We start from the raw sequence: 9,683 nt of genomic DNA, 5'->3' as shown, positions 1-9,683 counted from the left end.
GGGTTGAGGGATGGATTCGGATGGCGGGGCGCAGCCGGCCGGCGGCCGGTCCCGGACCGGGATTTCGGTCAGCAGCAGGCGATTGCCGCTCCTGGCATGTTCCGCGTCCCGGGATTGCCCCCGGCCGGGTGTTTGCTCCCCGTCAAGGGATCGCTCCCCGTCAAGGGATCGCTCCCTGCCAAGGGCCGCGCCAGCCGATTGCTCCCCGCCGGGGGACAGCACGGTGGGGGTGGCGCGGATCGCGAACCGTTCGGCGAGCCGCCCGCCGAGGTCGAAGTAAAACGGCCGTCCATGGCGACGCATGAGGTCGAGCGGCCGTCCGGCGAGCAGCACGATTTTCGCGGGCCGTTCGCGCGCCAGCGCCCAGGCGATTTCCGCCTCGCGCCGTCCGTCGACGAACAGCACGTCGGCCGTCAGGGCGGCGTGCTCGAACGGGTCGATCCGGGTGCCCGCCGCCGCGAGGATTTCGTCGTCGGATCCGAGAATGTCCTCGGCCACGACGATGGACGGGTCGAACGCGCGGGCTCGGTATTCGGTCGCCGGTACGATGCCGGGCACGGGCTCCGGTTGCTCAAGGGAACGCCGGGCGCGTTCCCGCGCATCGTCTTCCAGCCGCGCCAGTTCGCCGGAGCGCTCCATGACGGTGAGCCGGGTCTCGATGTCCGTCAGCAGGTCGGTTTCGGCGATGGGCCAGGTCGCGCCGCGCACGCCGAGATCGCGCGCCAGCGCGGGCGAGGCGGCCAGTCCCAGCATGGCCAGATAGGTCCATGCCGCCAAGCCGAATGCGCGGCCCGTCATCGGCCCGCCCCCGGCAGCACTGCGTGCGGCAGGACTGCGTCCCGCGATTTCCTGTGCTGGGCAGCGCCGCCGTCATGGATTGTTTCCGGCCCGGCCAGCGGGCCGTCGAGCCCCAGCCAGGGGATGTCCGGCAGCGCCACGGCGCGCCCCAAGATGCGCTCTAGCGGCACCAGCCCGATCTCCGCGTAGCGGCTGTCGTGGCTGTCGGGATGATCCGCGTGCAGGTAGTAGTGGCCGGCCGGAACGGTCCCGGACGCGACCGGCGCCAGCCGGCGGCCGTCGAGTGCGTTCGGCTTGGCTCGGCCGACCGCCGTGCCGTCGATCCGCACCGTGCCGTCGGCGTCCACGTCGACCGCCGCGCCCGGCAGACCCAGGACCGTCTTGAGATACGGCACCGGGGATCCCAAGTCATCCGGCGGCTCGAACATCACCGTTGCGCCAAACTCGGGTTCCCCGAACAGGGGCAGGCGCAGGTAGCCCCAGGCGTCGTCGGACCAGCTCGCGTTGAAGTGCACGAGGGAGAGGATCGTCAGCCACAGCGCCAGCAGGCCGAGCAGCAGGACCAGCGCGGCATGTCCGCGTTCGCGCTTCCCGCGCCCATGCGAGGCGATTCGCGGAGCCTTCATGGCCGTTCCTCCCGTGTTGCCGGGTGGTCGTCCGCCAGGACATCGTCCTGCGCCGGGACACTGCCGTGCGCCGGGACATTGCCGTGCGCCAGCACCCTGCCGCCCGCCAGGGCACTGCCATGAGCCAGCGCATGCGCGATCTCCGCGCGCACTTCGGCCGTGAGGTCGGGGGCGCCGGCGGCCACGCCGCGGATCGGCAGCAGCACCGCCCCGTGACGCTCGGCGACTTGGCGAAGCGCGTTCTCCAGCGCTCGGGCCCAGGCGCGCGTCGCTGCCGCCGTTTCTTCCGGGCTCCCGCCGGCGTTCGCCGCGATTTCGGCGTGCTCGGCCACCAGCTCCGTCAACGCGACGGTGGCGATGCGCGGGATCGTCTCGACCATGTACCGCGCGATCCCCGCGCCGAGAACCGCCGCGACGCCCAGATTGAGCAACACGGCGCAGCCGAGTAGCCTCAGCTCGCTCACGTCCCGTACTCCCCGTTCGCGCCGCCCGCCGCCTGCCTTCTCGCCGGGAACGGCACGTACGCGCGGGTGTCCCGGTGCTTGAACCAGCCCGTGCCGTCCTCGTCGTGGAACATGTACAGGTAGTGGCCGGCCCAGCGGGGGTCGGAACGCTCGGCGGACAGCAGCCCCGCGAGGACGGCCGCGCGGAACACGGCCTCGGCGTCGCGGACCGTCCTCAGCTTCGGGGCGCGCCGACGGTCAAGCCGCGCGCGCGCGGCCTTGGCTTTCCGGCTCCGTCCCATGCTGCGTTTCCTCTCGTTGTGTCCTCGCCAGGTGCGCGCCATCGTTTTTCTCCTCGTGATCGGTTGCGTTTCCGGCAGGCGCCTGCGCGCCGGCCGGACTTGCGCCCGCCCCGGCGGGCGGGGCGGTGAGTTCCCTGAAGCGCTTGAGCCACAGCCGCGCGGCCTTGCCCGGCTCGACCGGGCGGATGCGGCGTTTCAGCGGCGGGAACGCCACGCCGGCATCCCGGCCGAAGCCCGCGCCGTCCAGATCGCGGCGCTCGGCCGCGTCGGTCATGCGCGCGACGAAACGCAGCAGGTCGTTCTGTTCCGGCGTCGGCACACCATCGAGTCCCGCAGCCTCAAGCACCGCGCGGTCGATGGCCGCGCCGTCACGCCGGTGACGCTCCGCGGCGCGCGCCGACGTCGAACCACCGGCTTCGACGTCGCCGAGCCAGGCGATCCGCGCGTCGGCGAGCAGCGCCCGCAATGCCAAGGTCCGGCGCTCTTCCGGCTTCAGCCCGTCCAGCGATGCGATGGCCTCGCTCGCCACGACCGCCCGTTGCGCTACCGAGTAGAACCGGCGCGTTCTCCCGCCCCAGCGGCAGGTGTTCGCCAGTACGTGCGCCAGCGCCTCGAAGTCGATGCCCGCGGCCGTCAGCCCGGACGGGTCCCCCGGCCACCGCTGCGCGGAGCGGGACCGCGCGGCCCCGGTCGTGGATACGTTCATTGTTGTCCTCCGTCATGGCTCGCGGGTTGCGTTTCGGATGCGGTCGGACGTTCCTCCCCGACGATCCGGTCGATGGCCTCGACCGTCGTCAGCCCTCCGGCCTTGAGCCGCTCGACCTCGGCGAACGCGTCCCCGCGCGAGGAGTAGAGCGCCACCGACCACGGATCGAGCACCAATCTCGCCACCCGCCAGCCGTCCGGGCCGTGCAGCACGAGTTCGGCGAACCGCCCGTCCGCGGTGGTCAGGCTCTTCAGTGCCTGCTCCATGCCCGGATCGCAGTGGATGCGCTTTTCGGACTTCAGGAGTTCGACCGACTCGTCCTTCTGCGCCAGGAAGATCACCCAGTCGGAGTTCTCCCAAGCGGCGCGAGCGGCGGGATTGGCGTAGTAGTCGTTCACCGACTGCGTGCCGGTCACGAGCGAGCCCCGGTATTTCCGGGCCCGGCGGGCCGCGCCCTCGAGAAAGGCCCGGCTGTCGTCGCCGGACAGGAGATCCCAGGCCTCGTCGATGACGATGGCCTTGGCCCGCGTCCGCTCGCCGTGGTACATGCGCTGCGTGGCGAGGAACACCACCAGCATCAGCACCACCGCCTGCAGGTCGCCCCGGCCCTTCAGTTCCGCCAGCTCGAACACGGTCACCGACCGGCCGAGGTCCGGCACGGAAGTGCCCTCGAACAGCCGGCCCATCGACCCGCCCGGGCACCAGGGGCCGAGCGCGGTGGCCATGTCGGCGGCGCGTAGGTCGCCTCGAGCCTGAAGGTGCTTGCGCACGGCGGCCAGATCGGCCGCGTTGCCGCCCTCGTCCCAGGCCGCCGCGATCGCCTCGTGGATCAGCGCCGCCTCGATGTCGTCGATGGCGCCCCTTCTCCGGCACATGCGCGAGAGCACGCCGGCGAGCATCGCGAAGCACTCTTCCCGGTAGTCGCCATCCGCCTGAGCGGCGGCCGAATCGATCATCGCGAACGGGTTGAGGCAGGCCGCGTCCTTGCCGAACGCGATGAACGTGCCGCCCAGCGCCTCCGCGGTGTGCTGGAAGGAGCGCCCGTCGTCGATGACCACCGCCTCGCCCTCGGCGCCGACGATGCCGGCGACCAGTTCCTGCATCAGCACCGACTTGCCGGAACCGGACTTGCCCGTGACCGCGACGTTGTAGTTGCCGGCCGTGTTGGCGAACGGCGACCAGCCCGCGGGCTGTCCCCGCCGCCCGATCAGCAGCAGCGCCGGGGGCGTGTCGGGCGAGCCGTTGCCGGCTGCAAAGCCCTGGCCGCGCCACTCGCCGTGAACGGGGGCCAGGTTGACGGCGGCGGAAGTGATCAGGGTTTTCATGCGGCCCATGCGCTCGAGATCGTCCGCGAGCCCGCCCGCCGGAACCATCGGCAGGCCGGCGAGCCACGACGGTAACTGCACGTACCGCTCCGCCGCCATCCGCCAGCCCTGGCCGTGATAGATGGCGCGCACCGCCTGCTCCGCCTCGTCGACGGCTGCCGCCGGGGCATACACGGCGACCGTGTAGCAGGCCCGGACGAGGCGCTCGCCGCCCTTGAGCCGTTCGGTCACGAACTGCCAGTCTCGGGCCTTTTCGGGCAGTCCCGGCAGATAGCGGGCGATGCCCGTGCCCGCCTGCTGCGTGGCGCGGGCGGCCTTGAAGACCGCGCGGTCGACCGCCGCCTCGTCGCCGGTCACGACGGTGAGGCAGGTCAGCACCGGGCAGCCCGGTTGAAGGAACTCGCGGTGGAAGTCGCCGATCAGCGCGTTGCCGCGCCAGCCCGGCCAGACCTCCGGGAAGGCTGAGGCGGTGAGCACCCGCACCGCCACGTCGGTGCCGTCGGGATCGTGGAACACCAGGCCGGTGGGCGCGACCGTGAGCGCGCGGCCGGGGGCGGCGCACTGAAGATGCAGCGGATCGCGCGGCGACCAGCGCCGCCGGGGGCGGCCCAGGCCGGAACGGCCTAGGCCGCTGTCGCGGCTTTCGTTCACAGCCGGCGCGGTGAGCTCCGCCGCCAGCGAGAGCAGATCGTCGGGGGCGAGGCGGCGGGCCGACGCGCCCGCGGACGCGAGCGTGCCTTCGAGCGCCCGGCGAAATCCGCTCAACGCGGTCTCGGGCGCCGGGCCCGGCGGACCGGACAGCGCCGCGCAGACAAATACCCGGTAGTCGGAGAGCGTGAATGGCGGGCCGCCCAAATGAAGGGGACGCCAGCCCGCGTGCGAGAACAATCGCTCGCGGCGCGCGCGCATCGCCGATTGCACTTCACCGGCCTTGCGCCGCGGCGCGCCCCAAGCGTCGAGTGCCGCCCCGAACCGGGGACTCGCCCAATGGATCGCCTGCACGACGCAACGCTCCGGCGCGGCGTCGGCCAGGGTGCCCGACAACGCGCCCAGCGTCTCCGCGTCGATCCCCGCGAACGGCGGGATCTCGATCGCGAACCCGACGCTGGACGCGTTGAAGTACAGCTCGGAGGTCTCGTCGAAGGCGCGCCAGGGCAGCAGTCCGTGCAGCGCCGCGGGGATTTCCGGCGGCGTCCACGGTTCCAGTCCCGCCGGGCCCTCGAACAGGTCCTTGAGGCGCGCCATCATCGTGGGCGCTTCCAGGCCGCGGGCGCGATCACGATACGCACCCAGGACGCCTCGCGGTAGACGCCGTGCGGGTCCACGTAGGGCGCGATCCAGACGCGGCCGATCGTTTCGGGAAGGCGCACGCGCGCCTCGGGCGGCGGTTCGTCCGGCCCGGAGGAGGCCGTCTGCCCGTCTGCCCGATCGCCGTTTTCCGCGGCCTCATTGGCGGGGTCCGGCGAATCGTTCGGCGTTGCGGAGGCTTCCGCCCCGTCCCCGCCGTGGGCCAGCACCCGGGCGAACCAGCCGAAGGAGCGGCAGAACACGGGACAATCCCGCCCGCGGCCGTCTTTCATGGTCCTGCCAAACGCTGCGTGGCGCCGGGCTCTCGTCGCCGGAATGGGCGTCCTGGATTTGATGGGTGTGTCCAGCCGGCCTCCGTCTTCCACGAGGGGTTCGATCCCCGCGAGAAGTTCGCCGCCCGCCAGGTGCTTGGCATCCGTGAGGGCGACCATGGGATCGGCGGCGGCGACGCTGGCGCAGTGCGTGCCCTGGGCGAGTGGGCATTGCCAGTCCTCGCCCACATGGGTCGCCGCGCAGCTGCTCAGCGCCAGGACGGCCGCGGCCGTTGTGACCGGCGCAAGTGCGCGCCGGAGCTTGCTCGGTTTCTCAACCGTCATTGTTCGTTCTCCCTGTGGGTTGGTCGCCGGGCCGCCCGTCGAGCCGCGTACCCTCCAGGAACACCACGGTCACCGCGGTGCCCGCCTGGAGCTGGATCACCGGCTGGTACTGCTCGGCGCGTCGGATCAGGTAGTCGGAGACACGCCGGCCCGCCGAGGAGGCGCCTGCGCCAATGCCGGCGCGGCCGATATCGTCGAGCCCGGTGTTGGCGACCGCCGCCGTGTTGGTCCCGGTCGCGACCGCCTGGGGCGCGAACGCGCTGGAGACGCCCTGGCCGACGCCGGAGACGAGCCCCGCAAAAAACGCCTTCTGCACCAGCGCGCCCTCGCGGCTCACGACCGGGCCGCGCACGCCGGCCTTGCCGGCGCCCGCGACGAACCCCGCCACTTCGGTCTCGACCACCGTGTCGGGCTCGGCACCCGAACAGGTAAGCGTGCGCAGCCGCGCATAGACCTTCTCGGACGACAGGTCGCCGTAGGCCGCCCCGGTGACGGTGCAGCCGTGGAGATCGACGGCCTGCGCCGTGCCGTCCTCGGCCGCCGTCCACGCGGGTCCCGTGATCCTGAGCAGCACCGGGCGCGGATCGCCCTGGGAGGCGACTGCGGCGGATGCGTCGACGCCGGCGATCACCACCGCCTCGGCATGGCTGCCGGCGGGCAGCCATACCGACAGTTGCCGGGCGTCTTCGTCTGCGGCTTCCCGAAAGAACGGCTCGTCGAGCGGGAACCGCTCGATCAGCCCCTGCGGCGGCTGCGCCGCTGCAGGCCCCTGCGGGGCGGCGGACTGGTTTGGCGAGCCTCCCAATGCGGCAGAGGAACTGCCGCGCGCGGCGCGCGGGGAGAACACGTCGCCGCCGCCGAAGGGATCGACGAGGCCGGGCTCGTTCGAGGCTTGGCCGCTCGCAGCCTCGCCAAGCGCCGCCGTGAGCCGGTCGATGATGCCCTTGGCCTCGTCGGCATTGCCGCGGATTTCCTCCAGCAGCCGGCGGTTCTCCTCCGCGAGTTGCCGGTTGGCGTTGCGCACGTCGCGCAAATCCGCCTCAAGCCGGCCGATCCGGGCCTCCGAGCGCCGCGTCCAGGTGTCCTCCGCCGTGTCCGGCCCCGCCAACTCCGCCGTGATCCGCGCGCCCGGCGCGGACGGGCCGCCGCCGGAGCCGGACAGCCACGCGGCGAGCGCGAGCAGCGCCACGGCCGCGGCCGCCGAGAACAACAGGAGCTGGCGGTTGCGCACCTGCCGCGCGCCGCCGTCAGGCGTGTCGGATGCGGTCCGGCGCTGCGCCCGCGGGTTGCCGTTGACCCCGCTCATTGCGCTCGCGCCTCGCGCACGGCGACCGCCAGACGTTCCGCCACGTGGCGTCGAGCGCCGTGTTCCGGGATCCACACCGCGACGACATCCGGGCCCAGCGCCGCGGCCAGGTCCGGAGCGTCCACAGGGGCGCCGACGCCCAGCGCGAGCACCAGCGCCTCGAAGCGCGGTCCGCGCCAAACCTCGACCGGAACGATGTCCATGTCGGCGGCGGAATCCTGATCGGCCGTCTCGACCCGGTAGTTCGGGTACGGCTCGCCGCCCGCCAGCGCCCGGAGCAGTCCGGCGATGGCCGCGACATGGCCGGTCTCAGGAACCGGCGCGGCCCGATCCTCCGTTTCGAGGTCCGCATTGCGGACCAGGATCTGCGACGGCCCGCCGGAAACCGGAATCAGATTCAGCCGGTAGGTCGAACCCCTCTCCGATCCGACGAACAGCGCCTGCGGCGCGCCGGGGCCGTGCGGGGCGGCAGACGTTTGCGGGGCGGCGGATTCCGCAACGGGATGGAGATACAGGTCGCCCGCCACCGGATCGTGCTCCACCGCAAACGTACCCGGTGCGCGGATCACCCGTTCGATCCGGTCACCGAGCAGCGCCACCCGGACCACGCTGTCCGCCGATATCTCTGCGGCCAGCTCGGCGTGGTCGGCGGCGTTCAGCACGCGCGTCCCGACCGCGCGCTCCGCCGTCGCGGGCGCCGTGCACAAACTCATCAGGAACGCGGCGGCCAGCGCGCCGACGCGGTCGCGCCTCGAACGATTCGTTGTCATTCTTCGTCCTCCAGATCCTCGAACCGCAAAAGTCCCAGCCGTCCGCCGTCGACGCGGAAGGCAATCCGGTAGGCTTTGCGCTCGCGGGACGACTCCTCGCGCCCGATCCAAGTGGCGAGCTCGCCCCGGACCTCGACAGTCAGCGACTCCGGGTCGGCTTCGACGCCCCAGGGATAGAACGCGCTCGACAGGTCCCGACGCGCCATGCGCTCGGCCTCCGACGCCACCCAGGCGCCGATGGCGCCGCGGGCTTCCGCCGCGCTCATTCGGGCGGCCGCCTCGCGCACGTGGCCGGCGTTCTCCGGCGTCAGCGTCAGCAGCGTCACCGCCGCGGTGCGCGCCGCGTCCTCCAGGTACCTCTGGCCCGCCCAGCTTCCGCCGACCTCCCACACCGGGCCGGACACCGCCGGCACCAGCATGGTAACGGCCTCGCGCCCGGCCATCCCGACCGAGAGCGCGAGGTTCGCGAGAAGCGACAGCCCCAGCAGCACCGCCAGCGCGAGGCGCGTGTCGCGCGCCTTCCGGCGCTCGGCTTCCCGAACCTCCCGTCGCATGCTCCGTCGGCCTCTCAGCCCAGGTAGCGGCGGACATGGCTCGGCGGCGTGGCCTTCAGGCGCAGCGCGAAGTCCGGCAGGAACCAGTACAGGGCGAAGTGCATGACATGCGCTCCGCCGCCGCGCTTGATCCGGCGCAGCAGCAGCCAGCCGCCGACGCCGGCCACGAGTCCCGTGACGAAGGCATTGGCGGCGAGTCCCAGCAGTGCCGGACCCAAAAGCACGGCGGCCTCGTCCACGGTCCAGAACAGCCAGCGCTCCGGATCGTCGAGACGGCGGGGAATGGTGTGGCGCGCGGTGTCGTTCATTTCTGTTGGACGCCCTCGGCCAATCTCAGATGATCGCCGTGCCGACCAGGCCCGTGACGATGCCGACGCCGGCGCCCGCGGCGACCCCGACGCCGACCGCGCCGAGAAGCTGCTGCGTGTTGAACCGCATCACCGAGCCGACCAGCGCCGCGCCCACGGCCAAGGCCGCCGCAAGCTGACCGCCGGTGCCGCCGACGATGCCGGTCACGGTGTCGAGCGGCCCCTGGAACGTCGTGTCCGTGGACGCGAACGCCGCCTCGGCGCCGAACAGCAAGGCCAGCGCGGCGAAGGCGAAAACCGCCAGAGTCCGCAACGTGTCCGGCGAGCCTGCGTTGCCCAGCATTTGCCGCGCGCGGCCCATCAGGCCACCCTCCGGCCGCGCGCACGGTCGTCGGAGGTCGACGTCATGCGCCGCGCCGCGGCCCATGTCTCCAGATCGGCCTTGTCATAGAGGATGCGCGATCCGAACTTGTGAAACGCCGGCCCCTCGCCGGTGACCCGGTAGCGGTCCAGCGTGCGGGGCGAAAGCCCCAGAAAGGCCGCGGCCTCGCGCGTGCCCAGATACTTGGTCGGTTGACCGCTCATGGAAGTGTCTATATGGACGCCTCCCGGTGACCAAGTCCGCGTAGAGGTGGTGGATT

Annotated in this window: 12 protein-coding genes; all 12 read right to left on the bottom strand. The window is 72.3% G+C overall.

The genetic code is table 11. The features are described 5' to 3' along the window. Window positions 1-798, bottom strand: a 798-nt coding sequence (locus F4Y72_06560) for a hypothetical protein (GenBank protein MXZ27951.1), incomplete at its 3' end; no start/stop codon positions are given. Then, window positions 795-1,424, bottom strand: a complete 630-nt coding sequence (locus tag F4Y72_06555) for a hypothetical protein (GenBank protein ID MXZ27950.1) — start codon at window positions 1,422-1,424, stop codon at window positions 795-797. The genes F4Y72_06555 and F4Y72_06560, both read right to left, overlap by 4 nt. Next, window positions 1,421-2,023 (bottom strand): hypothetical protein, encoded by a 603-nt coding sequence (locus tag F4Y72_06550; protein ID MXZ27949.1) that lies wholly within the window; start codon window positions 2,021-2,023, stop codon window positions 1,421-1,423. The genes F4Y72_06555 and F4Y72_06550 overlap by 4 nt, the downstream gene beginning before the upstream one ends. A 102-nt stretch (window positions 2,024-2,125) precedes the next feature. Next, the gene (locus tag F4Y72_06545; GenBank protein MXZ27948.1) at window positions 2,126-2,875 is read right to left on the bottom strand and encodes a hypothetical protein; all 750 of its coding nucleotides are present in this window, start codon (window positions 2,873-2,875) and stop codon (window positions 2,126-2,128) included. Further along, complete coding sequence (gene traC / locus F4Y72_06540) at window positions 2,872-5,448, bottom strand: type IV secretion system protein TraC (GenBank protein MXZ27947.1); 2,577 nt, start codon at window positions 5,446-5,448, stop codon at window positions 2,872-2,874. The genes F4Y72_06545 and traC overlap by 4 nt, the downstream gene beginning before the upstream one ends. Beyond that, a complete protein-coding gene (locus F4Y72_06535; GenBank protein MXZ27946.1) occupies window positions 5,445-6,104 on the bottom strand; it encodes a TraV family lipoprotein in 660 nt (219 codons plus the stop codon). The genes traC and F4Y72_06535 overlap by 4 nt, the downstream gene beginning before the upstream one ends. Further along, window positions 6,094-7,410 carry a conjugal transfer protein TraB gene (locus F4Y72_06530; GenBank protein ID MXZ27945.1) on the bottom strand — a complete coding sequence of 439 codons (1,317 nt, stop codon included), beginning with the start codon at window positions 7,408-7,410 and terminating at the stop codon, window positions 6,094-6,096. The genes F4Y72_06535 and F4Y72_06530 overlap by 11 nt, the downstream gene beginning before the upstream one ends. Next, window positions 7,407-8,180 carry a hypothetical protein gene (locus tag F4Y72_06525; protein MXZ27944.1) on the bottom strand — a complete coding sequence of 258 codons (774 nt, stop codon included), beginning with the start codon at window positions 8,178-8,180 and terminating at the stop codon, window positions 7,407-7,409. The genes F4Y72_06530 and F4Y72_06525 overlap by 4 nt, the downstream gene beginning before the upstream one ends. Continuing rightward, window positions 8,177-8,734 carry a hypothetical protein gene (locus F4Y72_06520; GenBank protein ID MXZ27943.1) on the bottom strand — a complete coding sequence of 186 codons (558 nt, stop codon included), beginning with the start codon at window positions 8,732-8,734 and terminating at the stop codon, window positions 8,177-8,179. Before F4Y72_06520 ends, F4Y72_06525 begins: the two co-directional genes overlap by 4 nt. 14 nt (window positions 8,735-8,748) lie before the next feature. Further along, window positions 8,749-9,042: a type IV conjugative transfer system protein TraL gene (traL, locus tag F4Y72_06515; GenBank protein MXZ27942.1), complete on the bottom strand. Its 294-nt coding sequence runs from the start codon at window positions 9,040-9,042 to the stop codon at window positions 8,749-8,751. Window positions 9,043-9,067: 25 nt separating this feature from the next. Further along, window positions 9,068-9,403, bottom strand: coding sequence for a hypothetical protein (locus F4Y72_06510; protein ID MXZ27941.1), 336 nt, complete (start codon window positions 9,401-9,403; stop codon window positions 9,068-9,070). Then, window positions 9,403-9,627: a helix-turn-helix domain-containing protein gene (locus F4Y72_06505; GenBank protein MXZ27940.1), complete on the bottom strand. Its 225-nt coding sequence runs from the start codon at window positions 9,625-9,627 to the stop codon at window positions 9,403-9,405. Before F4Y72_06505 ends, F4Y72_06510 begins: the two co-directional genes overlap by 1 nt. Between the last annotated feature and the right edge of the window lie 56 nt (window positions 9,628-9,683).

Source organism: Gammaproteobacteria bacterium, from assembly GCA_009838035.1.
Classification (GTDB): domain Bacteria; phylum Pseudomonadota; class Gammaproteobacteria; order Steroidobacterales; family Foliamicaceae; genus Foliamicus.
The sequence above is the reverse complement of the archived record's forward strand: the minus strand, read 5'-3'. Positions and strand labels throughout refer to the sequence as shown.